22 protein-coding genes, 1 tRNA gene and 1 pseudogene are annotated in these 25,814 nt (G+C 40.4%); 16 read left to right on the top strand and 8 right to left on the bottom strand.

Annotated features, from left to right (window positions below; genetic code table 11):
- Positions 1-22 precede the first annotated feature (22 nt).
- From LV92_RS11245 to LV92_RS11210, 8 genes and pseudogenes are all read left to right on the top strand, one after another.
- Positions 23-775: a cyclase family protein gene (locus tag LV92_RS11245; protein WP_111623756.1), complete on the top strand. Its 753-nt coding sequence runs from the start codon at positions 23-25 to the stop codon at positions 773-775.
- Between the two features lie 8 nt (positions 776-783).
- Positions 784-1,143 carry a DUF4260 domain-containing protein gene (locus tag LV92_RS11240; RefSeq protein WP_111623755.1) on the top strand — a complete coding sequence of 120 codons (360 nt, stop codon included), beginning with the start codon at positions 784-786 and terminating at the stop codon, positions 1,141-1,143.
- Positions 1,136-1,756, top strand: a complete 621-nt coding sequence (locus LV92_RS11235; protein WP_111623754.1) for a DUF4230 domain-containing protein — start codon at positions 1,136-1,138, stop codon at positions 1,754-1,756. Before LV92_RS11240 ends, LV92_RS11235 begins: the two co-directional genes overlap by 8 nt.
- 112 nt (positions 1,757-1,868) lie before the next feature.
- Positions 1,869-2,264, top strand: a complete 396-nt coding sequence (locus LV92_RS11230) for a Dabb family protein (protein WP_111624112.1) — start codon at positions 1,869-1,871, stop codon at positions 2,262-2,264.
- 9 nt (positions 2,265-2,273) lie between these two features.
- Positions 2,274-2,801: a GNAT family N-acetyltransferase gene (locus LV92_RS11225; RefSeq protein WP_111623753.1), complete on the top strand. Its 528-nt coding sequence runs from the start codon at positions 2,274-2,276 to the stop codon at positions 2,799-2,801.
- 18 nt (positions 2,802-2,819) lie between these two features.
- Positions 2,820-3,179: an MmcQ/YjbR family DNA-binding protein gene (locus LV92_RS11220; RefSeq protein WP_111623752.1), complete on the top strand. Its 360-nt coding sequence runs from the start codon at positions 2,820-2,822 to the stop codon at positions 3,177-3,179.
- 34 nt (positions 3,180-3,213) lie between these two features.
- On the top strand, positions 3,214-4,986 hold the full coding sequence (locus tag LV92_RS11215) for a MutS-related protein (protein WP_111623751.1): 1,773 nt from the start codon (positions 3,214-3,216) through the stop codon (positions 4,984-4,986).
- 86 nt (positions 4,987-5,072) lie between these two features.
- Positions 5,073-6,073: pseudogene (locus tag LV92_RS11210) on the top strand (metal-dependent hydrolase).
- Between the two features lie 121 nt (positions 6,074-6,194).
- On the opposite strand, the gene LV92_RS11205 reads toward LV92_RS11210, so the two are convergent.
- The 3 genes from LV92_RS11205 to LV92_RS11195 all read right to left on the bottom strand — a co-directional run bounded on the left by LV92_RS11205 (position 6,195) and on the right by LV92_RS11195 (position 10,021).
- Entirely contained in the window at positions 6,195-7,295 is a 1,101-nt protein-coding gene (locus LV92_RS11205; RefSeq protein ID WP_111623750.1) for a DUF4407 domain-containing protein, read from the bottom strand.
- Between the two features lie 134 nt (positions 7,296-7,429).
- Complete coding sequence (locus LV92_RS11200; protein ID WP_111623749.1) at positions 7,430-8,047, bottom strand: response regulator; 618 nt, start codon at positions 8,045-8,047, stop codon at positions 7,430-7,432.
- Positions 8,048-10,021 carry a tetratricopeptide repeat-containing sensor histidine kinase gene (locus LV92_RS11195; protein ID WP_111623748.1) on the bottom strand — a complete coding sequence of 658 codons (1,974 nt, stop codon included), beginning with the start codon at positions 10,019-10,021 and terminating at the stop codon, positions 8,048-8,050.
- Positions 10,022-10,271: 250 nt separating this feature from the next.
- On the opposite strand from LV92_RS11195, the gene LV92_RS11190 reads away from it, so the two are divergent.
- Positions 10,272-11,246, top strand: a complete 975-nt coding sequence (locus LV92_RS11190; RefSeq protein WP_111623747.1) for a hypothetical protein — start codon at positions 10,272-10,274, stop codon at positions 11,244-11,246.
- A 317-nt stretch (positions 11,247-11,563) separates the two neighbouring features.
- Here the strand turns inward: LV92_RS11190 and LV92_RS11180 are convergent, their stop codons facing one another.
- Positions 11,564-11,746, bottom strand: a complete 183-nt coding sequence (locus LV92_RS11180) for a hypothetical protein (protein WP_111623745.1) — start codon at positions 11,744-11,746, stop codon at positions 11,564-11,566.
- Between the two features lie 342 nt (positions 11,747-12,088).
- On the opposite strand from LV92_RS11180, the gene LV92_RS11175 reads away from it, so the two are divergent.
- Positions 12,089-12,508: a CBS domain-containing protein gene (locus LV92_RS11175; protein WP_111623744.1), complete on the top strand. Its 420-nt coding sequence runs from the start codon at positions 12,089-12,091 to the stop codon at positions 12,506-12,508.
- Between the two features lie 742 nt (positions 12,509-13,250).
- On the opposite strand, the gene LV92_RS11165 is transcribed toward LV92_RS11175, so the two are convergent.
- The 3 genes from LV92_RS11165 to LV92_RS11155 form a co-directional block, all read right to left on the bottom strand.
- Positions 13,251-15,452: a M56 family metallopeptidase gene (locus LV92_RS11165; RefSeq protein ID WP_111623742.1), complete on the bottom strand. Its 2,202-nt coding sequence runs from the start codon at positions 15,450-15,452 to the stop codon at positions 13,251-13,253.
- Positions 15,453-15,454: 2 nt separating this feature from the next.
- On the bottom strand, positions 15,455-15,820 hold the full coding sequence (locus LV92_RS11160) for a BlaI/MecI/CopY family transcriptional regulator (protein ID WP_111624111.1): 366 nt from the start codon (positions 15,818-15,820) through the stop codon (positions 15,455-15,457).
- A gap of 430 nt (positions 15,821-16,250) precedes the next feature.
- On the bottom strand, positions 16,251-17,639 hold the full coding sequence (locus tag LV92_RS11155) for a dipeptidase (protein WP_111623741.1): 1,389 nt from the start codon (positions 17,637-17,639) through the stop codon (positions 16,251-16,253).
- Between the two features lie 111 nt (positions 17,640-17,750).
- Between LV92_RS11155 and LV92_RS11150 the strand changes: the two genes are divergently transcribed.
- Positions 17,751-17,832, top strand: a tRNA-Leu gene (locus LV92_RS11150).
- 268 nt (positions 17,833-18,100) lie between these two features.
- Entirely contained in the window at positions 18,101-19,690 is a 1,590-nt protein-coding gene (locus LV92_RS11145; protein WP_111623740.1) for an FMN-binding glutamate synthase family protein, read from the top strand.
- Between the two features lie 35 nt (positions 19,691-19,725).
- Here LV92_RS11145 and LV92_RS11140 read toward each other — a convergent pair whose 3' ends face one another.
- Positions 19,726-19,956 carry an LbetaH domain-containing protein gene (locus LV92_RS11140; RefSeq protein ID WP_111623739.1) on the bottom strand — a complete coding sequence of 77 codons (231 nt, stop codon included), beginning with the start codon at positions 19,954-19,956 and terminating at the stop codon, positions 19,726-19,728.
- Between the two features lie 268 nt (positions 19,957-20,224).
- Here LV92_RS11140 and LV92_RS11135 point away from each other — a divergent pair, with 268 nt between their 5' ends.
- The 4 genes from LV92_RS11135 to LV92_RS11120 are packed head-to-tail and all read left to right on the top strand — an operon-like array spanning position 20,225 to position 25,330.
- Positions 20,225-20,911, top strand: coding sequence for a TetR/AcrR family transcriptional regulator (locus LV92_RS11135; RefSeq protein ID WP_111623738.1), 687 nt, complete (start codon positions 20,225-20,227; stop codon positions 20,909-20,911).
- Complete coding sequence (locus tag LV92_RS11130) at positions 20,904-22,571, top strand: peptidase domain-containing ABC transporter (RefSeq protein ID WP_111623737.1); 1,668 nt, start codon at positions 20,904-20,906, stop codon at positions 22,569-22,571. Before LV92_RS11135 ends, LV92_RS11130 begins: the two co-directional genes overlap by 8 nt.
- Before the next feature lie 6 nt (positions 22,572-22,577).
- A complete protein-coding gene (locus LV92_RS11125; protein ID WP_111623736.1) occupies positions 22,578-23,927 on the top strand; it encodes an HlyD family secretion protein in 1,350 nt (449 codons plus the stop codon).
- Positions 23,924-25,330, top strand: coding sequence for a TolC family protein (locus LV92_RS11120; protein ID WP_317046765.1), 1,407 nt, complete (start codon positions 23,924-23,926; stop codon positions 25,328-25,330). Before LV92_RS11125 ends, LV92_RS11120 begins: the two co-directional genes overlap by 4 nt.
- The last annotated feature ends 484 nt before the right edge of the window (positions 25,331-25,814 follow it).

Raw genomic sequence — 25,814 nt, 5'->3', positions numbered from 1 at the left:
ATACTGAACATATTCAGCGTACATGAAAACCATTATAAAACACAATACCAAAAACTACACCATAGATCTATCCCAACCCCTGGATATTTCCATTCCCATTACCGGAAAGAGTACCAATGTAAATGCATGGTATGTTGACCCACCAAAAATTGGGCCCCATACCGAAGGGGAATTTATTGGCAAGGTCACAGAAGGGGCTTCGACCAATTTTAACGATATTAGTTTTAATCCGCATGCCCATGGCACCCATACCGAGTGTGTTGGTCATATAACGGAAGAGTTCTACTCCGTAAATAAAAGTCTTTCCAAATTCTTTTTTATGGCTGAGGTCATTACCATAGCTCCGGAAAAAATAAAAGGAGATTTTGTAATCTCAAAAAAACAATTGCAGTATGCCTTGGGGAATAAAAATAGGGAAGCAGTGGTCATTAGGACCATCCCAAACCTAAGGGACAAAATGACCAGGCAATATGCCAATACAAATCCCCCATATTTATTGGAATCGGCAGCACAATTGTTGGTGGATAAGGGCGTGGAGCATTTGCTGATAGATCTTCCTTCTGTGGATAAGGAAAAGGATGATGGCGCACTATTGGCCCATAAGACCTTTTGGAATTTCGATGGAAAACGTCGACTAGAGGCCACTATAACCGAGTTTGTTTTTGTAGCGAATACCATAAAGGATGGGAAGTATTTTTTAAACCTTCAACTGGCTGCCTTCGAAAATGATGCCAGTCCCAGTAGGCCCGTGCTATATTTAATAGAGGAATCATAAATAGTGCTATGCGGTTACTTTTAAAAGTTGAGGAATTACTAATGTTCTGTCTGGGATTATATCTCTTTAGTTTGTTGGATTATAGCTGGTGGTGGTTTGTTGGGCTAATTTTGGCCCCAGATATTGGGATGCTAGGCTATCTATTGGGAAATAGGGTAGGTGCCATGTCGTATAATTTATTCCATCATAAAGGCTTGGCTATTGTAATTTATTTTCTCGGGATTTATCTTTCCTTACCTTTGTGTCAGTTAATAGGGATTATCCTATTTTCACATGCTTCCATGGATAGGATATTTGGATATGGACTTAAATATAACAGTGGATTTAAATACACCCATTTAGGAGAAATAGGAAACAAAGATGAGTGATATATTCGAACTTTTTTTGGGCCTTATTCTGGGGGCCATTGCAATGTACTGGGTGTTTTCTTTTTTCCGAAAAAAGAGGAGCAAAGAGCTGACGGAACATCAGTCGGCCATACTGTTGGATAAGATAAAAAGCGTATGTAAATTAATAACGGTGGAAGGCGATTTTGCCGAAATTTATCGGTACGAAAACACCAAGGAGCGTTTTCTAAGCTTGGTTAGTAGCAAAAAGAAGGCCTTGATCATCATTAACGCCAAGGCGCATATTGGTTTTGATCTAAAGAAGTTGCAGATGTATGCCGATAACGATAAGAAAAGAATTATCCTTACCAATTTTCCACAGCCTGAAATTTTATCGATTTCTCCGGAACTACAGTTTTACGATATTCAAAACGGACTTTTCAATTCCTTTACTCCAACGGACCTTACTTCTTTGAATATGGAGGCAAAGCAGCATATTAAGGATAAAATTCCTCAAAGTGGTTTAATGGATACCGCAAATAAGGAGGCTCTAGAGGCTGTACTTTTAATAGAAAAGATTGTAGAGACCATAGGGTGGAAACTGGATTATTCCTCGTTGGAAATGAACAATCGAAAAAAGCAGATCTTAGAGTAGTAATATCCTTTTTTCCATGATCCCAAATTGGAATCATTTTTTTTATTTTAGCGGGATGATGGGTAATCTCGATAAAGCATACTTTTGTGGAATTTCCAAAACAAAATATATAATGAAAACTTTATTTTATACTGTATTATTTTTAACAATGACCGTAGCAAGTTATGGTCAAAACAAAGAAGATATGAAGAACTTTGATTCCAATTTTGTACACACCGTTTTTTTCTGGTTGAAGAATCCTGATAATGTTGAGGATAGGAAGGCTTTTGAGACATCCATCTTGAAATTTATGAGGGATTCCAAATACGCCAAGACCAACTTTGTGGGCGTGCCACCAAAGGCCACTCGTGATGTTGTGGATGGTTCCTTTACCTATTCTTTGGTAGTTTCTTTTGAATCTGCCGAGGCACAGGTAAAATATCAGACCGAAGAAGCCCATAACCTATTTGTAGCGGAATCCAGTAGTTTATGGACCAAGGTAATAGTGTACGATTCCCTAGGAATTTAATCCTTTGTTATGTTGACGTATAGGCAGGCCAAGGCCAGTGATTATTTAGAAATTGCCAAATTGCACGTAAAAAACTGGCAACAGCATTACAGAGGTGATTTTAGTGATCATTTTTTGGATGTGGAAGCTGAACTGGAGAGAGAAGAGGTTTGGAAAGATAGACTAAGCAATCCCTCTCCTAATCAAGTCGTTTTGGTAGCTGAAAAGGATGGGGAAATCTGCGGATTTGCTTGTGCCTTTCTTGAGGATGATGCCGAACACGGTACCTTATTGGACAACTTGCATGTGTTGGCGACGGTCAAGGGAAAGGGAATTGGCAGACATTTGATGGGCATGGTGGCCCAGGAAGCACTGAAGAAGAAACCCAAAGGGAAATTGTATTTATGGGTGCTAAAGAACAATACCAGCGCTATGGCCTTTTATGAGCGTTTGGGAGGAGTTAATTTTGAAACCGTGGCAGGAAATGACATCGGTGATCAGGAGGTGCTTAAATGTAGGGTAACATGGGATAGTTTAAAAGAGCTGGCCCGTTGGTGATTCCATAGAACCGATACTATGAATATAGAGGAATTTAGGGAGCACTGTATCCTTAAAAAAGGGGTTACGGAAGAATTTCCCTTTGATGCCGCCACCTTGGTGTTCAAGGTAATGGGGAAAATGTTTGCCCTGGTGCCTCTGGAGCGGATTCCGTCCCAGGCCAATTTAAAATGCGATCCGGAACGGGCCATTGAATTGCGGGAAACATACGATGGAAAAATCACTGCTGGGTACCATATGAGCAAAGTACATTGGAATACCCTCTATTTGGAGGGATTGTCACCCTCTTTGGTCCGGGAATTGATAGACCATTCCTATGAACTGGTAGTTGCCGGTCTAACAAAAAAGATACAGGCCCAACTTAAGGCTTTGGATTAACTACATTTGCATAAATTACATTTCAAATTCCTAAATGGATAACCTAAAAACATTTTATAAAAACAGAGTTGAACTCCACACCGGAGAGCTGGGGAAGGTAAAAAGACAATTGGCTGTATCCAGTACTATCAGATTGATCGTTTTTGTTCTCGCGGCCAGTTTGACCTATCTTTTTTTTGGGGATACCAAATTGGTCCTAGGAACGCTTATAGTTGCAATAGGCCTTTTTTTATATCTGGTTTCCAAACATACCGACTTACAGTACAAGAGGGACAAACTTTTGGCCCTAATTAAAATTAACGAAACGGAAATGAAGGTGTTGGAACGCAATTTCCACCACCTTCCCGATGGTTCGGAATATAAGGATCCCACTCATTATTTTGCCCAGGATATTGACCTGTTCGGAAAAGGTTCCTTTTATCAGTATAGCAATCGTACTGCCTTGGTCCAAGGCAGTGATATGTTGGTGGAAATGCTCTTGGCAAACGATTTGGAGAATATTGCGGGCAAGCAGAAGGCTGTGGAAGAATTATCGAAATTACCCGATTGGAGACAGGAATTTTCTGCAATAGCTATCCTGGTAAAAACGGATACCACAACCAAAACCATAGTTTCCTGGCTTGCTGGGTACAAAGCATACGTTCCCAAGGCCATGCGTTATGTATCCTATACTTTTTCTTTGGTTTCCCTTGTTTTAATTGGAGGATACTTGTTGGGGGTATTACCTGGTTTCCCTATTTTTATTATACTATTGGCTGGTTTGTTATTGAGTGGTTTTTACCTAAAAAGCACATCTAAACTGGCTTCGGATGCCAATAGGGTGCAAAGCACCTTTCAGCAATATCAAAAATTGATCTTAAAAATTGAGGAACAGGAATTTAGCTCCGATCTTTTAAAGGAAAAGAGGAATTCTGTGGTCTCCCAGAAAGAGTTGGCCTCAAAAGTTTTAAAGGAATTCTCCGAAATTCTCAGTGCCCTGGACCAAAGGAACAATATGTTTTTCGCCTTGTTAGGAAACGGATTTTTTCTTTGGGATTTGTTACAGGCTTACAGGATAGAACGGTGGATAGGTAACCACGGGCCAAAGGTGGAGAAGTGGTTTAATGCTATAGCCTTTTTTGATGCCTTTAATAGTCTGGGGAATTTTGCCTATAATCACCCCAGCTATAGCTATCCGACGTTGGTGGAAAACGAGATTGTCCTGAAATCGGTGAAGGCATCACATCCTTTATTGGATCCCCAAAAGGCGGTTCCCAATGATATAACGATTCTTATGGAGCAGTTTTTTATTGTCACCGGAGCCAATATGGCCGGGAAAAGCACCTTTTTACGAACGGTTTCCCTGCAAATTGTCATGGCCAACGTAGGACTTCCTATATGCGCCCAATCTTCGGAATATTCCCCTATTAAATTAATAACCAGCATGCGGACTACTGATTCCCTTACGGATGATGAATCTTATTTCTTTTCCGAATTGAAGCGGTTGAAGTTTATCGTGGATGAAATACAGAACGACAAATATTTTATTGTTTTGGATGAAATCCTCAAGGGGACCAACAGCATGGATAAGGCCATTGGCTCACGGAAGTTTGTTGAAAAGTTGGTGGCCTCAAAATCTACTGGGATTATTGCGACCCATGATTTAAGTTTATGTGAAGTTTCAGAGGAATTGCCCCAGGTGAAGAACTATTATTTTGATGCCGAAATCATTAATAATGAACTTAATTTTGATTACACCTTTAAAACCGGGGTTTGTAAAAATATGAATGCCTCCTTCTTGTTGAAAAAGATGGAAATAGTGGAATAATCACTATGGTCTGGGTAGGGAATAATAAATTCTTAGTCCCCTCCAGAGTAATAAGGGCTTGGCCTTTTTCTGAATAAATAATAAGGATGGATTCGTTAACGCAGATAGTATTGGGTGCCGCAGTGGGAGAAGCGGTTTTGGGCAAGAAAGTTGGCAACAAGGCCATGATGTATGGGGCTATTGCGGGAACCATACCCGACTTGGATGTAATGGCCAATTATGTTACGGATACGGTCACCGCTATAGAATGGCACAGAGGGTTTACCACTCCATTTTCTTTTCCATAATTTTTGCCCCTATCTTCGGTTGGTTGATTTTTAAATTGGAAAGCAAGGGGCCTGCCACATGGAAGGAATGGTCGTTATTAATGTTCTGGGGTCTTTTTACCCATCCCATTTTGGATGCCTTTACCACATGGGGGACCCAACTTTTTTGGCCTTTTGATCTTAGAGTAGCTTTTCAGAATATCTTCGTTATTGATCCTCTATACACCCTGCCATTTTTGCTGTTTCTTATTCTGGCTATGCGCCAAAAGCGCGATTTAGCGCTGCGGTGGCGCTTTAATATGTATGGGTTGAGCATCAGTAGTTTGTATTTGGGACTTAGCTTAGTGCTCAAAGGAGTGGCCTATAAAAAGATCACCCATAGTTTGGAGGCACAGGGAATAACTTATACAGAAATAGACACTAGGCCTTCTCCGTTTAATACTGTTCTTTGGTCTGCCAATGTGGATGCCGGGGACGCCTACCTGATTGGGAACTACTCTTTTTTCGATAATAAGCCCATTCAGTTTAGTCGCTATCCAAAAAACCACGAATTACTGGGTGATTTGGTCCAAAACGATAAGGTTCAACGTCTGAAAAAAATTGCTGAAGGGTGGTATACCATAAATGAGGTAAACGGACAGTTATTTTTTAATGACCTTCGATTCGGGTTGATGAGTTTGGACCCGGATGAATCGCAATTCGCTTTTAACTATAAGTTGATTCCCAAGGATGGAGAGCTGTTGGTTGAAGAAAGCCCAAAATTAAAAAGGGATGCCAAAAAACTCCTTTTGGCCCTTTGGGTTCGGATGTGGGGGAATTAGCTAGGGATTGCCCTAGGCCTCAGATATTACTGGTAATGGGGTTTCGACAGCGCTCAATTGGACAGCCGGGATAATTGGTTTTTTAATTAACTAAAAACCTATCAAAATGTTCTTATTTAAACTATAGACTTTTCACTTGGCCTTCATGAAACGCATTGGCCTGTAGTCTTAATAATTCCTCGGCCTTTTGTTTTTTGTATTTGTATATTTCCTCTTCCTCGGCAATTTCACTGTAGATTTTATGGTTTAGAAGGGAGTCTGTTTCCAGCACTTTTTCACGTTGCCCAACCTTTTGTGTCACCCACGTCCTAACGGCACTTTCCTGGTCTTCCAGCTTGTAATCGTAGGCACCTTTTGGAGATAGTAGCTTTGCTATTATAGGCGATGTTTCTATTGCCAGGAACAAAAGAAAGATAAAAAATGAGGGCAACCATGGCAATTTATCCAAGGCATTTATTCGAGCCATGAGTCCGTCGAAACCATCAATAATGGGTTGTGTATTGGTAACTTGATCTGCATATTCCAGATCCAAGGCCGCAATCTGGGCTTCCAAGGCTGAAATTTTTTCAACGTTTTTTTGTTTTAGGTACTGTAGTTCGGCCAGGGCGGCATCGTGTTTGTCCCTTTTTTCTTTGTATACTGGTCCTTTGCCCAATAATTTTGTGCCTGCAGTGCCTTCTGCCTCGGAGATGTAGGTGTCGTAAAGCGCATTGGTTTCGGTCTCTTTGGCAATAATTTCATTTTTAAGGCCCAATATATCCGCCTTCAGTTGTTCCGTTTTGGGGTTGTATAGTGTGGCAATTTGCTCCTTATTGGCAAGGGTCATGCTGTTTTTCTCCTCCAAAAGCACTTGGTTGATCTCTTTTTCAAAAATTTTCATTTCCAAAGGTTTGGAAATAACAATGGCGATAATTATGGCCAATATTATTCGTGGTGTTGCCTGTAATAATTCGCTCATAAAGCTATCGCTCTTTTTTATGGTGGAGACTATAAATCGATCCAGATTAAATATGAGTAGCCCCCAAATAAGGCCGAAGAAAATGGAAGTATAGATATTGTCGAAGACTGTAAATAAGGCATATGCACTGGCTATAAATGCCATGACGGCGGTAAAGAAAACTGTGGCGCCTATTCCGGCGTATTTGTTTTGTTCTCCCTTGGAGCAAGTTTTCAGAATATCGGTATCAGCCCCGGAGCAGAGCATAAAGAATTGCTGTAACATAGTGTTCTGATTATGATTGATGTTCCTATAGACTGTTAGAACGTTGAAACCTATGATTTGTTACAGAAAATTATCATAAATATGGGGAATAATCTCAAAGCTTTTCAATATTGATGCATAGTGGATGTGCCTGCTCAGATAAATTCCAGATGTGTAGCCATACGTATCAAGGTGGCGGTATTTTTGGCTTCGAATTTAGCCAATAGGTTTTTCCGGTGGGTGTCCACGGTGGTGATACTTATAAAAAGTTTGGTAGCGATCTGGTTATTGGTAAGTCCTTCTGAAATAAGTGATAACACCTCTTTTTCCCGTCTTGTGATGATGGGTATTTTTGAGCCCACATTTTTTTTCACGATCAATGCCGCTTCCTCACTTAAATATTTTTCGCCGTCCATAACGGTTTCAATGGCATCCAATAATTCTTCTTTGGTGGCATTTTTTAGCACATATCCGGAAGCTCCGTTATCCATAATTTTGTTGATATAGCTCTGTTGGTTATAGGAGCTTAAGCCTATAATCCCAATTTTGGGATATTTGGTTTTTATTTCCTTGCACAGCTCTATTCCACTTATGTCCGGGAGGTTTATATCCAATAAAATAATATGTGGTTGGTGTGTTTGAAGGAATGCCATACAGGACGTTGCGCTCATGGCATGTCCTATCCACTCCAATCCCTTGCCATTTTGGAGTAGTGACCTTATGCCCTCGATGATCATATAATGATCATCAACTATAAATATTCTTGTTGCCATTTAAACATTAAATTCTATATGTACCGATGTGCCTTTGCTATATTCCGAGTCCACGTTTAAATTTCCTTTTAGAAATTCAACCCTATGCTGAATGTTGGTCCAGCCCATGCCTTGAGATTTTTTTAATATTAGGGTATCGAATCCTTCCCCATCATCTTCTACGGTAATGGTAAGTTGGTGCTCCGTTTTGGTAATTTGTACAATAACGGTTTCGGCCCGTGAGTGTTTTAAGGTGTTATTGATGAGTTCCTGAACAATTCTATAGATGGTTATGGCCACAGTCTGGTTAATGGACGAATTTGCCAATCCAAAGGACAGATAATTGATCTCTACTGCCCCTGTCTTATTTATGTGGTTGCAAAAATCTTTAAGGGCGGTGTCCAGGCCAAACTTTAATAGGGATTCCGGCATCATATTATGGGCCACCCTTCGCATCTCTTTTATGGAACTGTCCAGCATATCCATACTGCGTTCAAATACTTGTTGATTATCAGCCGTCATGATCATATTGCCTTTAATAGATTCGAAGGAGTATTTGATTCCGGAAAGCATTCCCCCCAGGCCGTCATGTAGGTCCTTGGCCAACCTTGTTCTTTCCTGTTCCTCTCCTTTTAATACCGCCGCGGTTGCCGCAAGTTGTTTTTCTGTTTCAAGTTCGTTGATCCTATTGGTCTGTAGTTTCTGTTTATGACGATAATTTCTATAGGAAATATAGCTTGTGAGCAGAATCACCATGATTACCCCGAACAGAAGATAGTTCAAGCTGTTTTTCTGGGTAATGGACATTTCTTGGATCTTTTTATTATTTTCCAAATTGGATATCATGGCCTCCTTCTTTTCGGATTCGAATTTGGCTTCCAACAGACTTATGTTCAGTTTACTTTTTTCCCCGACCACAGAATCGTTAAGAATCTCATACTTTTTACGATATTCCAGTGCATCCTTATATGCCCTGGCCTTTTCGGCCATGTCCGAGGCTTTAAGGTAAAGATCCTTTAGTTCGTATTTTGTACCCAGCTTTTCTGCCAAACTTATGCCCAAGAGAATGGAAGCCACCGATTCATCATCCTGTCCCGTGTTTTTGTATAGGTCCGAGAGGCCCATATGGGCGTACATTTCATATTCAGGAGCATCTTTTTCTTTGGCTAAGTATATTACTTTGTTATAATAACTTAGAGCTTTACCATAGTTGTGCTCTGCATTGTATACGTCTGCGGTACCTAACAAGCCATCCAAAATTAGAATGTAATCATCGGTTTTTTCCCCAATTTGGACTATTTGTGAATAGTGCTTCAGGGCATTTCCGTAATCCTTCAAATACAGTTCCGCCGTGGCGATGTTGAACATGGAAGATGAAATGGCATAGTCATTTTTGAGTTCATAAGCTATTTCCAGTGATTTAGAGGCATAGGACTTGCCTTTCTCAAATTCTTTAAGATTGATAAAAATGGAGGCCAGATTGTTGTTGATAATCCGCTGCAATCTTATGTCTTCCAATTCCTCGGCAATCTTTAGGGCCATAAGGTAATTGTCCGTTGCCAATTGAAAATCTGATAGATAGTGCCATTCACTACCTACATTGATCAAAGCTACAGCAATATCTCTCTTGCCTCCGATTGTTTCGTATATGGCAAGAGCTTCTTTACTTAAGGCCAATGCTTCCTTGAATTTGCCTTGGGCATTTAGAATTTCTATGGCCTGACTGGCATAGGCCGCCCTGCCTCTGTCATATTTAAGGTCCATAGAAAGCTTTTTGGCCTGGTTGTAATACCAGAGGGCAGAGTCAGGGTATTTGTTTGCCAGCTCCTCTCCATATTGGTAATATAGATTTACAAGGACCGTGTCAATGGGAGTTGTTTTTATTTGTCGGCCTATACTGTCCAGTTTGGAATTTTGAGCAAAGGCAAATTGCATTAGGGCCAAATACGGCAACGACCAAACAACTGATTTATGCGGAGAGTTGAATGCATACATAGCGTACAATTTGCTCCTTTAAAGGTAAGCATAGCGCTGATACAATATATCCCTTTTTTCCATGATTTTTAAAACTATGAAAATCCTGTTTTTAGGGGATTGTAGGAGTGGTCTTTTAAATGGAATTTTACAGTATTTATATGGAAATGGCCGCAAAATGATAGAGGTATGGAGGCTATGATGATGATTGTCCGTTCCTTTCAAAGCAATAACGCGTATTTAAGGAAGTTGAACTATAAATATTATTGGAATGAAAACAAAACATGTAATGCTAGTGGCCATGCTAGGGCTGCTTGGAATATCGGCCTATAAAATAGGAGAGGATATAATTGCCAAATTGGGCATGGACCACGCCAACGCCCAAAACTATATAATGGCCAATTTTACAGGAGGTTTTGGCGCAAATTATGAGGTTGAGCCAAACTTTATGAGTCTTCCCAGATTAAAGTTACTCGCTACTATTGTGGAAGGGGACAAGGTGGGGGCTGCCAAAGAACTATGTGAATATATTAAGATGTACTGCAATAGTGAAGAGTTTATGGCTGCGTACCAGAAGAAAAGGACCGACAGTAAACCTAGTTCAGAGCCTCCTAGAATGGATGATGCTATACTGCAAGGAATGAGGGATGGGATTAAGGATTTGGAGGCGGCCTTAACCGACCTCAGGAGGGCACCAAAAGAAAATGCCCAGTCTATTGCTATGTTCGAACCTATGTTGGAGGAGCAAAAAGCCACCGTGGCCTTGTATGAGGATCCAACCCCTAATAAAACGAAGTGGGAAAAAAGTTATCCGGCAGATCCCGCTGTTCTGGTAAAAAGAAAATTAGAGGAATACCTTAGCTTAGTTTCAAAAGTGGATTTTAACGCAAAACTTAGTGCTCCCGATAATTATAAAATTAAAAAGTTTGTAAATCCGGATTACGAGAGTAAATCGCCACAATGGAAAGCTTGTTATAGGGCAGGTAAAGAGGTAAATACGGCAGTTACGGCTTTTGTGAAAACTTGGCTTCAGGGCGAGATTATTTCGTCCACAAAAACTAAAATGCCCGTGTCTTCGGTAGATGCCAATAAGGGCAATAGTACTTCGGTTAAAGCTGGTACATCCTTGGTTGTGGAAGATGGCAATGATGCCTTGGAACAAAATACCACCGCACCGGCGAGTGAACCCAAAAAATCACTTATGGCAAGAATGAAATCCAAGGCGAAATCCATTATTAATGAATAGGGGGCAGGAGTGGCATCTTTTTTGGGCTGGTTCCTTCAAGGTTTCCAAAACCTTGTAGGTATCTCAGTTGGGTTACGGTTTTAGTCCTACAAGGTTTTGGAAACCTTGCAGGACTGCCATTTGATGGATAGGACATGGAAGCTCCTTCCCCATGTAGGGGAAGGTGGCATCCCGACCTTTTTGTCGTGATGGCGGACGGGGTAGCGTGCATCCCTGGGCTATTATGATACAGCTGTTAGGGCAATCCCTATTGGTGGGGCTTTCCACCCGCCTCGTCTTCTTCCCCGACTCGCTGTCGGTAAAGAATCCTCCCCTCCCTATCCAGGGTGGGGAGCCACTTTTGGCGGTAAATCGGTTAGAATAGAAGTCCTGATGTTGGAGAAAGAATCTACCCCATTTAAGTAGTGCAAAAACAGGGCGTGATTGCTAATCGATTTTGCGTTATTTATGGCAGCGGCGTCCTTTTTTGACTTTTTATCCGCTTGTCCCTGATCCTGCAAGGTTTGAAAACCTTGTAGGTATGGTGATAGGGCATGAATGTTTCTCTGGTTTTTTCAGGTTAAGTTTGGTTCTAATCCTGCAAGGTTTTTTTAACCTTGTAGGTATAGGGTAAGGTCATGATTGCATCTAATCCTGCCAGCTTTTTAAATGCTGAAAATTTCGGAATCTTTTTTAGGCTGACTTATATCATGTTTTTAGTTAGGAATGTTGGCGACCTTTAGTGTGTTGGTTTAAAAGGGTAAAACTAGCCTATTAGTTTTATAGCGAGTACTTATCATAAAGGCAGAGGTACTCCCTTTTAAATGGACCAAACATTAAACAATTTCAAAATTTATTAAAATATGAAAAGAAGAGAGCCAGTATCAAAAATTATGACAACGGATTTAGTTACAATAAATCACACCAACAGTTTATTGGATGCCGAAAAATTGTTTGAAAAGCATAAGATTCGCCATATTCCAGTAGTGAACAATAAAAAGATTATTGGAATTCTGAGTTTAACGGATTTATTGAGGATCAGTTTTGTTGATAATTATGGCGAGGATGATTCCCAAGTGGACACCGCAGTTTACAATATGTTGAGCATAGAACAGGTGATGGTAAAGAACCCCGTACATATTTCTCCATCCTTGAGTATAAAGGAGGTAACGGAAATATTAGCTAAAAAGGAATTCCACGCTTTACCAGTAGTTGAAAATGGAGACTTGGTAGGGATTGTTACTACCACGGATCTGTTGAATTACCTATTGGAACAATATTAATAGAATATAGTTGGTAGCCGAGAGGCCTGAATTCTTTTTTTTGGATTTTTGGGCCTCTTGGCTTTTTTGTGTTCAGTTCCTAATCCTTCAAGGTTTTGAAAACCTTGTAGGTATAGTGTGAGTGCATGATTTTTTGTTTGGAATTCCCAGTTAGGTTTGCTTCTAATCCTGCAAGGTTTTTTTAACCTTGTAGGGTATTGAGAAAGCACATGATGATTTATCTGGTTGTCTTGGTTAGGTTCGGGCATAAGTCCTACAAGGTTTTGAAAACCTTGCAGTACTAACTTATGATATGTAGGGGAAGGTGGCATCCCGGCTTTTTCGTCGAGATGGCGCAAGGGGTAGCGTGCATCCCTGGGCTATTGTGATGCGGCTATTAGTGCAATCCCAATTGGTATAGGCTTTCCACCCACCCCGTCTTCTTCCCCGACTCGCTGTCAGCAAAGAATACACCCCTCCCTATCCAGGGTGGGGAGCCATTGTATTGCAAAAACCCGATATCATCGTTAATCGGTTTTGCGTTGGCTTTTCCAGGGCATTATTTTTGCTTTTTATCAGCCTGTCCCAAATCCTGCAAGGTCTTTTTTTAACCTTGTAGGTATAATGTGAGTGCATGATTTTTTGTTTGGAATTCCCGGCTAGGTTGAGGTTTTAGTCCTACAAGGTTTTTAAAACCTTGCAGGACTGCTTAAATTTTTACTTACCATTTCGGAAATTTCTTTCATGTTAGGAATGTGATGGATCAACAACCACCCAGTCTCACGACTGGGTAATCGCTCACATCAATGCTTGCATTTTTGCTCTTTCGAACCAATTCGATTGCTTCATCCGTCTTATATTGATGGGGGCCAATATAAAAGGTCGCACCTTTTTCGGCCAATTCCTTTATATATTCCACTGGATCTGGATTTTTTTGAGCTGGTGGTTGAGGTGCAGTGTACAAATGTCCATAATATACAGAAGGCTCTTTTATAGCTTTTAATTTTTGATCGGTGCTACTTTTTAAAGTTGGTGCTGGAATATTATCTTCTTCCTTATTTGGTGTGGAATCTGGATTTCCAAACTCTCCTTTAGGATCAGAATATAAAGGGACCGGGTGCACATAATGATTTTCCTTATATGCCAATTTTTTATATGTATCGTATAATTGCATTACTTCAACATAGTTTTTTTTTAGTTCATTAATACTTCCCATGTGCGCGTTGTGGTAACGGGAGACTGCAGCCCTATAGCTTTTCGCTTTTTTTAAATAGGTGTTAATCGCATATTTCACTTCCTTCGAATAGTTTTCTGTATTGACGTGGGTTGCAATAGTTGGAGGAGGTGGTGGAAAATCGGAGCTAACAACAGGTACCATTTTCGCTTTCGACAGCACTTTTCTTGAGATATGATTATTGTTTCCTAACGCTTCTGTATGGTCAACTTTTGTTTCTGTCTTTGGCGGAGTTGGAACTGGTGGAATAGGACTTGGCTCACCTTTTTTTATGGTTGGAACCAACTTTGGAGCTGGAGCAGGATCAGGGGCTGGTGGAACTGGTGGGCATTCTGGAAAGGGCTGTGCCTGCTGTTTCTGCTCATTGCTCATACGACCGTAAAAAGTTTCTAATTTCTTTAGGTCTTTTAACGGAATAACCCTTGTTTCTTGGGGTTGTGCATTGTATTTTTTGGCGAGGGTGTTGAATTCCTTTATTTCGGTTTTGGTGGCCCCGACTTGGGTTGGGGATTTTGTTGGTCCTTTAATGTCAATGGTGGCTACACCATAGTCCATTAAAATGGCATCTACTTGTTTAATGATGTTGGCCGGGGTTTCTTTCTCTACACTAATAACGGCCCTAACGCTTTTCTCCCTTTGTTCTTTTGTTAGGCCTTGGTTGTATTTAAGTAGGTGCGATTTTAGGTCTTCGATATTAACCAAATCAACATTGACCAACAACTGTCCTTTTTTATTAATGGCTATAGAAATTTCTTGTGTTGGAATATTTTGATTTCTTGAATCATTAATTTTTTCCTGTTCAATATCCTCTATTATTGTTTCTTGATGGTAGTCCTGCTCAATAGTAATGGTTTCGATTTTTTGAACTTCAAGCACTTCTTTGGTGCTAAAACTGTAGAGTAGGAGTGCCATTAATGGAATTAGCAATAAACTTTTAAGCCAAATGACTCTTTTTGATGTTTGTGTTTTCATGATGACGATTCGTTTTTTGATTGATGAATAATGAATGGCGTTTGCCAAAGGGGATGTTACGGCATTTGATGAGAATGCCAATACCAAGTTTTGATAGTTGGGAACACTAGCCCCCCTGTTTAAAACGGCCTGGTCCGCTAAAAATTCGTGGTTCAGTTTTGCCAAATGCTTTGCCCAGTAAATCAATGGGTGAAACCAGAAGACAATTTGAAGCAGCTCCAACAGTAAGATATCCAAGCTGTGTTTTTGGTTGGCATGGGTTTCCTCATGCCAAAAAACTTCTTGCGGAATTTTCTGGGATTCGTAATTGGTTCTGTTGAAAAAAATATAGCTAAAAAAGGTATGCGGAGCAATAAGTTCTTGAAGCAACACGTGATGGATACGTCCCGATTTCAGTTTGGGATTATGCTTAATATTTTTGATCAACGCCCTGAGGTTCCCAAAAAACTTTAGTGCGAAAATGAACACCCCTAAAACGTAAATGCACCATAGAATAATGGGTAATAATGGCTCGTTGTTGGTTTTGTTTTCTATGGGATTACTACTGGTTTGGTCAATGTACGTTTCAATCAGGGACGGCTCTATGGTTACGGTAACATATTGGGTAAAGGTGATTAAGGGAATACTTAGGGAAATGAGAAATGCAGAAAGCAGATAATATCTTTTAAAATTATGAATATGGACCTTCTCCAGCGCTAACTTGTAAAATAGCAGGAGTATGGCCAAACACGCACTAAATTTTAAAAGATAGATCAACATGGCTATTTGTTTTTAATTTCTGTATCGATCAAATTTCTTAATTCTTCCAATTCTTCCTTGCTAAGATCGGTTTCTTGGGCAAAAAAAGAGGCAAATTGTGAGGTACTATCGTTAAAAAAGGTTTTAATGAGTCCGTTCAAATGTTTGGAGAAATAGTCTTTTTTCTTTACCAAAGGGTAGTATTGTCTAGCGTTTCCAAACAAGTTATACCCAACAAAGCCTTTGTCCGTCATTCGCTTTAACAAGGTAGCCACGGTAGTGGTGGCGGGTTTGGGTTCAGGGTACACTTCCAACAGATCCTTCATGAAAGCTTTGTTCAGCTTCCAGAGGTGGTTCATTAATTCTTCTTCTGTTTTAGATAATTTCATTTGTAAAAATATTATTTGCTCTACAAACATAGAACAAATTTTTTGATTCTACAAGTGTAGAGGTGTTAATATTTGGGGTCTAGTGAAGTGTTAAAGCGTTGAGGGTTAAAGATTGTTTATTGCCAATTGTTTATTGTTAATTGATTTAGCGTTAGCTATTGCAGCGGCATCCTTTTTTGGCCTGACTCCTGCAAGGTTTCTAAAACCTTGTAGGTATCACGGTTAGTTAGGGGCTCAAGTCCTACAAGGTTTCCAAAACCTTGCAGGACTGCTTGATATGAGCCAAAAAAGATATAGCGGAAAGAGCGACCCTCTAGGGGAACGCCCAAAAGAAAAAGAATAGTGTATGTGGGAATAAATGGAAAACCTTCTCCCAGGGCAGTGTCGGGAGAATTAGGGACCCGACCCTGCTTTAATGGAAGGTTGTTATTTATTTGGAGAGTTCCGTGAAATAGTAATAAAAATACGGAATGGTCTCTATGCCCTTTAGATAATTCCAAACGCCAAAATGCTCGTTGGGCGAATGTATGGCATCACTATCCAAGCCGAATCCCATAAGTATGGTCTTACTTTTCAACTCTTTCTCGAAAAGGGAAACAATGGGGATACTGCCTCCGCTACGCTGAGGTATTGGGGTCTTGCCAAAGGTAGTTTCGTAGGCTTTGGATGCGGCTTTATAGCCATTATTGTCTATGGGCGTTACATAGCCTTGTCCACCGTGATGGGGGGTAACCTTAACGGTTACACCGTCTGGGGCCAGACTTTCGAAATGGGTTTTGAACAACTCGGTTATCTCTTTCCAATCCTGATGTGGCACCAAGCGCATGGAAATTTTAGCATAGGCTTTACTGGCAATTACGGTTTTTGCTCCCGCACCTATATATCCGCCCCAAATTCCGTTAACGTCCAAGGTAGGTCTAATGGAATTGCGTTCGTTGGTGGTATAACCCTTTTCACCGTAAACCGCGTTTATATCCAAGGCTTTTTTGTAGTTCTCCAAGCTAAAAGGTGCCTTGGCCATTTCTGCACGTTCTTCCTTGGAAAGCTCTTCCACCTTGTCATAGAATCCAGGGATGGTGATATGGTTGTTTTCATCGTGAAGTGCAGCAATCATTTTGGTCAATACATTGATGGGATTGGCCACAGCTCCGCCGTATAGGCCTGAGTGCAAATCCCTGTTAGGCCCTGTAACCTCTACTTCCACATAGCTAAGTCCCCGTAAACCTGTGGTTATGGAAGGCACATTATTGGCAATCATGCCGGTATCTGAAATTAAGATGATGTCGTTTGTAAGTTTTTCTTTGTTTTCGGCTACAAAAGTGCCCAAATTCTCGCTTCCGACTTCCTCTTCCCCTTCAATCATAAATTTTACGTTGCAGGGCAATTGGTAGGTTTTTACCATAAATTCCAAGGCCTTTACGTGCATATACATTTGTCCCTTGTCATCGCAGGCGCCTCTTGCAAAAATGGCCCCTTCGGGGTGAACGTCGGTGGATTTTATAACCGGTTCAAATGGAGGGGAGTTCCAAAGGTCTATGGGATCTGCTGGTTGAACGTCATAATGACCATAAACCAATATGGTAGGCAATTCTGGATTTATTATTTTTTCCCCGTAAACTATGGGGTATCCATTGGTTTCACAGATCTCTACCGTGTCGCAGCCAGCTTCCAAAAGTGAAGCCTTTACGGCTTCAGAAGCATTGATAACGTCCTGTGAATAAGCAGGGTCGGCACTTACCGAGGGTATCTTTAAGAGTTGTATCAATTCGTTAATAAAACGTTCTTTGTTTTTAGCTAGGTACTCCGTAATGTCGTGCATAAATTGATTTAATTGAAGGCTAAATTTACAAAAAAGAACTTTTTAATGCCTAAGTATTTTAAAATTGAAAAATTACTTTATATTTGCATCCCGATAATAATCGGAGTCAATGCAGGCGTGGTGGAATTGGTAGACACGCTAGACTTAGGATCTAGTGCCGTGAGGTGTGAGAGTTCGAGTCTCTCCGCCTGTACAACAAGAAAAAAACCTCCGTTTACGGAGGTTTTTTTATGCCCAAATTTTATCGCTGAAGAGGCGAGAAGGATGGATCAATCCCAAAAGTTGTGTTTGCATTTGAAATAGTTCTATTAAACCATCCCAAAGTTCGTGTTCTGTTCATTTTTACATCGGAAAAAAAACACTGGACTGATTTTAATTTTCTTATTAATTAACCCTGTATATTAGACTTCAACAATACAAATCTGTTTCTTATTTTTGTTGTTAACCTAATATGCCTTCCTATGAAAGTCCGTGAACGTTTTATTCTTATCTCAACCATAGTTGTCATTGCTATTATTTGCATCGCTTTTTTCTGGACTCCTATTTTATGGAGTTTCATATTGGTTGGACCATTAATTTTGATGGGCATCTTTGACATCTTTCAAAAACGCCATACCATAAGGCGCAACTTTCCGTTGATCGGTCGGTTTAGGTATGTATTGGAATCCATACGCCCAGAGATCATGCAATATTTTGTGGAGACCGATACCGAGGGAAGGCCCTTGAACCGTATTTTAAGGTCGGTAATCTACAGAAGGGCAAAAGGGGAGACAGATACCGAGCCTTTTGGTACGCAGATGGATCTGTACCACTCTGGATATGAATGGATGGAACATTCCATGTATGCAAAGAATAATCCAAAGGATATTGGGGAGTTCCCTAGGTTGTTGATCGGTGGCAAGGATTGTAAACAACCCTATTCTTCTAGTCTTTTGAATATTTCGGCCATGAGTTTCGGTTCTTTGAGCGACAATGCCATTATGGCCTTGAACAAGGGTGCTAAAATGGGGAATTTTGCCCATAATACGGGCGAGGGTGGTATCAGTGATCATCATCTGAAATATGGGGGCGACCTGATCTGGCAGATTGGTACCGGGTATTTCGGCTGTAGAAACGATGATGGTACTTTTAATGAAAAAACGTTTCGTGAAAATGCCCTACGGCCATCGGTTAAAATGATCGAAATAAAACTATCACAAGGGGCGAAGCCCGGTCATGGTGGAATTTTGCCGGCCATAAAGAATACAGAGGAAATTGCAAAAATAAGACATATAAAACCGGGTATTGCCGTTCATTCCCCTCCCTCGCATTCCGCTTTTGCAGACCCCATACAATTCATGTATTTCATTAAGAAATTGCGCGACCTGTCCGATGGAAAACCCATTGGGTTTAAATTGTGCATTGGTAGGAAACAGGAATTTATGGATTTTTGTGAGGCCATGATCTATACTGGTATAACGCCAGATTTTATTACCGTGGATGGAGGGGAAGGTGGTACTGGTGCCGCTCCTGTCGAATTTTCGAATACCATGGGCATGCCCCTAAGGGAAGGACTGATTTTTGTATATGATACCTTGGTGGGTTTCGGATTGAAAAATGATATAAAGGTAATTGTTGCAGGAAAGATAATAACCGGATTTCATATGGCAAGGGCTCTAGCACTGGGAGCCGATGGTTGCAACAGTGCCCGTGCAATGATGTTGTCCATAGGTTGCATTCAAGCCCTGCAATGTAATATGAATACTTGCCCTACTGGGGTTGCCACTCAGAATAGATCGCTTGTTAGGGGGCTGGTGGTGGATGACAAGGCGCCAAGGGCAAAAAATTATCACGAAGCCACTATTCATAGTTTTTTGGAATTGATTGCAGCAGCAGGCCTTGACGGCCCTAAAGATTTGAGACGCGAACATATTAGTAAGAGGGTGGGCATGTACATTGTAAAGACCTATGATGAAATTTATCCTTATATGGAGGAAGGTTGTCTATTGGATATTGCGGATATCCCAGATACCTATAAAAGATATTTTCAGTTGACGAGGATAATGAAGTAGTATCTATTATTAGTTCCCTAACATTATACCAACAGCTAAAAACTATTTAGCCTTACAGAATTTGCAATTTTGGAGATTAGGCTTAATTTTTTCAATGGGCCAATCCCACCTTGCAGTTTGAATAATTGGGCAATATTCGCTTCGGAAAAGCGCTTGTGTATCAACTGGGCTGGATTGCCGCCCACTACGCTATAAGCGTTAGCCTCTTTGGTAAACTTTGAATTACCTGCAATTGGGCACCATCCCCAATTGTATTTTTTTTGCATTATGGGGGCATTTTAGCCGTTCCAAACATCATTGTCTCTTACCGTATTGCCTTTTGAAGAATAACTTTTAACGTCCATGGCTTGGCACCAATACTTACACAGAATATATAGGGAACATAATGACTTAAAGGGTTGGTTTTGTTAATATTACTGATCCGTCCAAAGTATTCTTCGGGCCAATAAAACAGTTTTACTGATGTTAAATAGCTGTTAAACTATCATATATTGATAGTAATACTATTATATTTGCGAGTGTAAAAATTTAAGTATGGAACGTCTATTTGGGTCAGTCACAATTAAAATAAATGATAAGATCTTTGTTAAGGATCCAGCGTCTTCGGATTTGGGGAAGCGGATTATTGAACAAAGTATCTTAATGATAAACGATATTGGATTTGAGGGGTTTACCTTTAAAAAGTTGGGTCTCCAAATTGGTTCCAATGAAAGTTCAATATACCGTTACTTTGAGAACAAGCACAAGTTGCTCTTGTACCTTACCTCTTGGTATTGGGGTTGGTTGGAGTATCAGTTGGTCTTTGCGACCAATAGTATTGGCGACACTTCTGAAAAATTAAAAAAGGCGATAGAAATTGTTACCCGTCCCACGGTAAAGGATTCCGCTTTCTCCCACATTAATGAAGTCTTGTTGAGCAATATAGTAATCAACGAATATTCAAAATCGTATTTGACCAAAGAAATAGATACAGAAAATAAGGAGGGCTATTTTGTTATCTACAAGAGAATGATAGAGCGCTTTAATGAAATGATACATGCGGTAGATTCTGAATACAAGTATCCTTCTAGTTTAGCAAGTACTATTTTGGAAGGTTCACTGCACCAGTATTTTTTAAAGGATCATTTTCCATCACTCACCGACTGTCATGAGAAAGGGGATACTACCAAATATTTCACTGATTTAGTATTTCACACTTTAAAGGCAAAACAAAATGGCTAAAAATGTATTGACCGCTTGGCAGCGGCTATTGGGTCTGCTAAAACTCGATAAAAGGGATGTTTTGCAGACCTTTTATTATGCCATTTTTGCAGGACTCGTCAACCTTTCCTTGCCTTTGGGTATTCAGGCTATTATCAATCTCATTCAAAGTGCCGAGATAAGTACCTCATGGGTGGTTTTGGTGGTGCTGGTAACGGGTGGGGTGGCCTTTGGCGGCCTATTGCAATTAATGCAGATCCGTATCATTGAGAATGTTCAACAGAAGATATTTACAAGGGCGTCGTTCGAATTTACGTACCGTTTTCCTAAAATTAAGATGAGCGAACTACAAAATTACTATCCGCCGGAACTGGCCAATAGATTTTTTGATACGCTCAATGTTCAAAAGGGATTGGCAAAGATTTTATTGGATTTTCCCGCAGCTGTACTGCAGATTGTCTTTGGGTTGATCCTCTTGTCTTTTTATCATCCGTTTTTTATCGTCTATGGAATTTTGTTATTGTTGCTTATATATGTTGTCTTCAAATTTACCGCCCAAAAAGGGATGGATACCAGCCTTGAGGAATCGAAGCGAAAGTACAAGGTAGCACACTGGATACAGGAAGTTGCCCGCTCTTTGGTTAGTTTTAAACTTTCCGGCAGGACCAGTCTCGCATTGGACAAGAACGATGCCCTGGTGCTGGATTACCTGGAGGCACGTGAGAGTCATTTTCGAATTCTGGTCATACAGTTTATACAAATGATCGGGTTCAAGGTATTGGTAACAGCTGGCCTATTGCTCATCGGGGGCCTTTTGGTGCTAAACCAGGAAATGAACATTGGGCAGTTCGTAGCTGCGGAGATCATCATCCTTTTGGTTATCAGTTCGGTAGAGAAATTGACCCGCAGTTTGGAAACCTTCTACGACCTTTTTACATCTCTGGAAAAATTGGGACAGGTAGTGGATAAGGATTTAGAAGAGCAGCAAGGAGAAAAACCATTAAATGAAGAGGACGAATTTTATGTGGAGCTGGACAGGGTGTCCTTTGGTGCATCAAAAATAGGCAAGAATATATTGGACGACATATCCTTAAAAATAGATCCCAAAACCCGTTTATTGGTTCTTGGGGCCAACGGTTCTGGTAAGTCGACCCTATTGCGCCTTATTGCAGGCCTGATACAGCCAGATGATGGGAATATTTATGTCAACAATGTATCTCTGAAGGGTATAAACCCCAATCATTATCGTTCCTTTTTAGGGCAATCCCTAACTGAGGAAAAACCATTTGAGGGTACTATTATGGATAATATAACTTTTGGAGATAAGAGTATTAGCGAAAAGGACGTGCAATGGGCCATGGAAAATACTGGATTGCTGCAGTATGTAAAAGAGCAGCCAAAGGGTATCAACACTATGGTGTATCCTGAGGGGCAACAAATGCCATTTACGGTATCCAAAAAAATAGTCCTGGCACGCAGTATAGTGAGGAAGCCAAAACTGTTATTATTGAAAGATCCCTTAATTCAATTTGATGAAGTTGAGGCTGTTAAGATTATAAAATTCTTAACGGACGATAAAAATCCCTGGTCGCTAATAGTAGTAAGTCAGGATCCTAAATGGTTGAACCGTTTCCAAAACATAATAACCTTGGAAGACGGCAAGATCGTTTCCAAAATTTAAGAAACTATGCTGAATATTTCTAACAATCCGCTGAACAAAACAGTACACCTAACGGGTTATAAGTCAACCGAAAGGGTCTTTCACGAAAGGCATTATAAACATTTTAACCGGTTTCTATTGGGCTCTGCTATTTTTGGAATTATCGTTCTCTTTCTGCCTTGGACGCAAAATATTCGTGGGATGGGTTTTCTCACCACTTTGAAACCGGATCAAAGACCACAGACAATACAATCCCCAATTCCAGGAAGAATAGAAAAGTGGTATGTACAGGAGGGCGATTTTGTTGAAAAAGGGGATACAATTATGTTCATTTCCGAAATCAAGAATGAATATTTCGACCCTCAATTGGTAGAGCGAACAAGGCAGCAAATAAATGCCAAATCTATGGCCGTAGGGTCTTACGAAGGCAAGGTCAATGCGTTGAACAATCAAATTTCCGCCTTGGGCAATGAAAGGAAACTGAAATTGGAACAGGCCAAGAATAAATTGATGCAATCCCATTTAAAAGTACAAAGCGATAGTATAGATCTAGAAGCTGCGAAAACCAATATCAGTATAGCCGAAAGGCAATATGGCCGCACAGAGCAATTACAGAAAGAAGGTTTAAAGGCCGTTACAGATGTAGAGGAAAAACGCTTAAAATTACAAGAAACCCAGGCCAAATTAATATCGCAGCAAAACAAATTATTGGTTGCTAAAAATGATGTATTGAATGCCGAAATGGAGATTAATCGTATACAGGCGGAGTATATGGATAAGATCTCTAAGGCGCAGAGCGATATGTTTACCGCCCAATCAAGTCAATACGATTCCGAGGCGCAAGTGACCAAACTTGAAAATGAATTTACCAATTACGAGATGCGCAACGAAATGTACTACATACGAGCGCCTCAAAGCGGGTTTATCAATAAGGCCTTGCAAGGTGGGATAGGGGAAACTTTTAAGGAGGGAGACCGTCTTGTTGGAATTATGCCGGCGGATTATGATATGGCTGTAGAAACATTTTTGGAACCATTGGATTTGCCTTTAATACATATTGGGGAGAAGGTAAGAATTCAATTCGATGGTTGGCCTGCCATAGTTTTCAGTGGTTGGCCCAATATTTCTTATGGCACCTACGGGGGAAAGGTAATAGCTGTTGAAACCTTTATAAGTGAAAATGGAAAATATCGGGTTTTGTTGGCCCCGGATCCGGAGGAAGAACCCTGGCCAAACCAAATTAGGGTAGGTTCGGGCGCAAATACTTTTGCCTTACTGGAAGATGTACCCATTTGGTTTGAACTTTGGAGACAGGTCAATGGCTTTCCGCCCAATTATTACCAACCCACAAAATCTACCGCTAAAGTCGAAAAATGATGCAAAAGTATTTGTGCTGTCTATTTTTAATACTTTTCTTGGGGGTAAGTGCCCAAGAACAGGATAAGCTTATCCTAAATTTTAAGGAATATCTGGGCTATGTTAAAAAATACCATCCTATTGCCAAACAGGCCGAGCTGAAGATTGATATTGGGCAGGCTAACCTAATGCGCTCACGAGGGGGTTTCGACCCTAAAATAGAGGTGGATTACGATCGAAAGGAATTCAAGGGAACGGAGTATTATGATCAACTTAATGCTGCCTTTAAGATACCTACTTGGTATGGCCTGGAATTGAAGGGTAATTTTGAACAGAATGATGGGGATTATTTAAATCCATCGCAAAATGTCCCGGATGATGGTTTATATAGTGCCGGCGTGTCCATGTCCGTTGGCCAAGGTTTTTGGATCAATGAACGCATGGCCACCTTGAAACAGGCCAAGTTGTTAAGGGAACAGACCAAGGCCGATAGGGATCTGCAGGTCAACCAAATACTGTTCGAAGCATCACTTGCCTACTTCCAATGGTTGCAGGCCTATCAGGACAGTCAAATTTTGAACAACTTCTTTTCAAGCGCACAAATGCGTTTTGAGGGTGTCCTAACCACCGCATTGGCAGGTGAAATAGCCGCCATTGATACCGTAGAGGCAAAAATTGCGGTTCAGGACCGTGCCTTGAATCTGGAACAGGCCAAAATACGTTTCGTAAAAAGCTCCTTGGAATTGTCCAATTTTCTTTGGTTGGGAGACAACCTTCCGGTGGAATTAAAGCCAAATGTAATACCAGATGTCAATTTAGGGGAAGATATAGATGCCACCTTGGAAATACTAGGGAAACCTTTGGACAGTTTTAATTTGGAAAATCATCCCAAGTTAAAATCTCTGGGTTACAAAATTGACGGGCTCACCGTAGAAAAGCGACTTAAAGCAAATAAGTTATTGCCCAAAATAGATCTGGAATACAACTTTTTAACAACTGAACCTGTTACTTTGAATGCCTTTGAACCTCAGGACTATAAAGGCGGTTTGTCTATAAATTTGCCTTTATTTTTAAGGAAGGAACGTGGGGATTTAAAACTGGCGAAGATCAAGTTGGAGGATGCCAAGTTTGAATTGGACAATGCACAAATACAGATTAGAAACAAAATTGTTGCCATTTTTAGGGAACTGGAGTCTTTTGAAAAGCAAAATGTGCTTATAAATGACATCGTGGGAAATTATAATATACTGCTCACTGCTGAGGAACGTAAATTTAGTTTTGGTGAAAGTTCCTTGTTTTTAATAAATACTAGGGAAAGCAAACTCATAGATGCCGAGCTCAAACAGAATGAGGTTAGGAATAAGTATTATTCGGCAAAAGCCAAGTTGTTCAATAGTTTGGCCGTTAATCCAGAAAAAATGTAGGGGTATTTTGTGAAGGGACCAAAAATAGGGTTCTTAGAACTTTAAATGCAGAATTATTCTACTACCGAAATTCACCCAATAGCTGCGGATTAAATCCAAAAATCGGGAAGTATAGGAGCTTGCTATTCCTGGAAAAGCGTTGATAGGCCTACCATAAAAATAAAGGTCATTTCCTGAAAAGCGTTCCCGCAAAAAATTGATAATTACCCATTGTTCTTTTTTTATGGTTTCTATTTTGTGTTGAAAGAAGAGGGACTACCTACGACTGCCATACCTAGGGGCAATGGCATTATCTGCGATAAGGGTCAGGAAAAATTCGATTGTCCGTCGCTGGTGCCGGCTATTGTTTTGTAGAAAGTTTCTCTAGGGTTAGTATTGCCTGCGTATTTGCAAGTGGGGAACATAGAAATTGGAAATAGATCAATTCTTTTTTATTGGTGTCCTTCTGGTTGTTTTTTGGTTTTAAGAAGATATTAATTTAATG

The organism is Arenibacter echinorum (assembly GCF_003259375.1).
Lineage (GTDB): Bacteria > Bacteroidota > Bacteroidia > Flavobacteriales > Flavobacteriaceae > Arenibacter > Arenibacter echinorum.
The sequence above is the reverse complement of the archived record's forward strand: the minus strand, read 5'-3'. Positions and strand labels throughout refer to the sequence as shown.

What these genes read in the sequence shown, in the direction of transcription:
- LV92_RS11155 (WP_111623741.1), bottom strand. Translation starts at nt 17,639, where the DNA reads ATGCACGACATTACGGAGTACCTAGCTAAAAACAAAGAACGTTTTATT.
- LV92_RS11220 (WP_111623752.1), top strand. Translation starts at nt 2,820, where the DNA reads ATGAATATAGAGGAATTTAGGGAGCACTGTATCCTTAAAAAAGGGGTT.
- LV92_RS11235 (WP_111623754.1), top strand. Translation starts at nt 1,136, where the DNA reads ATGAGTGATATATTCGAACTTTTTTTGGGCCTTATTCTGGGGGCCATT.
- LV92_RS11225 (WP_111623753.1), top strand. Translation starts at nt 2,274, where the DNA reads ATGTTGACGTATAGGCAGGCCAAGGCCAGTGATTATTTAGAAATTGCC.
- LV92_RS11240 (WP_111623755.1), top strand. Translation starts at nt 784, where the DNA reads ATGCGGTTACTTTTAAAAGTTGAGGAATTACTAATGTTCTGTCTGGGA.
- LV92_RS11205 (WP_111623750.1), bottom strand. Translation starts at nt 7,295, where the DNA reads ATGTTACAGCAATTCTTTATGCTCTGCTCCGGGGCTGATACCGATATT.
- LV92_RS11215 (WP_111623751.1), top strand. Translation starts at nt 3,214, where the DNA reads ATGGATAACCTAAAAACATTTTATAAAAACAGAGTTGAACTCCACACC.
- LV92_RS11130 (WP_111623737.1), top strand. Translation starts at nt 20,904, where the DNA reads ATGGCTAAAAATGTATTGACCGCTTGGCAGCGGCTATTGGGTCTGCTA.
- LV92_RS11125 (WP_111623736.1), top strand. Translation starts at nt 22,578, where the DNA reads ATGCTGAATATTTCTAACAATCCGCTGAACAAAACAGTACACCTAACG.
- LV92_RS11140 (WP_111623739.1), bottom strand. Translation starts at nt 19,956, where the DNA reads ATGCAAAAAAAATACAATTGGGGATGGTGCCCAATTGCAGGTAATTCA.
- LV92_RS11135 (WP_111623738.1), top strand. Translation starts at nt 20,225, where the DNA reads ATGGAACGTCTATTTGGGTCAGTCACAATTAAAATAAATGATAAGATC.
- LV92_RS11175 (WP_111623744.1), top strand. Translation starts at nt 12,089, where the DNA reads ATGAAAAGAAGAGAGCCAGTATCAAAAATTATGACAACGGATTTAGTT.
- LV92_RS11245 (WP_111623756.1), top strand. Translation starts at nt 23, where the DNA reads ATGAAAACCATTATAAAACACAATACCAAAAACTACACCATAGATCTA.
- LV92_RS11165 (WP_111623742.1), bottom strand. Translation starts at nt 15,452, where the DNA reads ATGTTGATCTATCTTTTAAAATTTAGTGCGTGTTTGGCCATACTCCTG.
- LV92_RS11120 (WP_317046765.1), top strand. Translation starts at nt 23,924, where the DNA reads ATGATGCAAAAGTATTTGTGCTGTCTATTTTTAATACTTTTCTTGGGG.
- LV92_RS11190 (WP_111623747.1), top strand. Translation starts at nt 10,272, where the DNA reads ATGAAAACAAAACATGTAATGCTAGTGGCCATGCTAGGGCTGCTTGGA.
- LV92_RS11195 (WP_111623748.1), bottom strand. Translation starts at nt 10,021, where the DNA reads ATGTATGCATTCAACTCTCCGCATAAATCAGTTGTTTGGTCGTTGCCG.
- LV92_RS11145 (WP_111623740.1), top strand. Translation starts at nt 18,101, where the DNA reads ATGAAAGTCCGTGAACGTTTTATTCTTATCTCAACCATAGTTGTCATT.
- LV92_RS11230 (WP_111624112.1), top strand. Translation starts at nt 1,869, where the DNA reads ATGAAAACTTTATTTTATACTGTATTATTTTTAACAATGACCGTAGCA.
- LV92_RS11160 (WP_111624111.1), bottom strand. Translation starts at nt 15,820, where the DNA reads ATGAAATTATCTAAAACAGAAGAAGAATTAATGAACCACCTCTGGAAG.
- LV92_RS11200 (WP_111623749.1), bottom strand. Translation starts at nt 8,047, where the DNA reads ATGGCAACAAGAATATTTATAGTTGATGATCATTATATGATCATCGAG.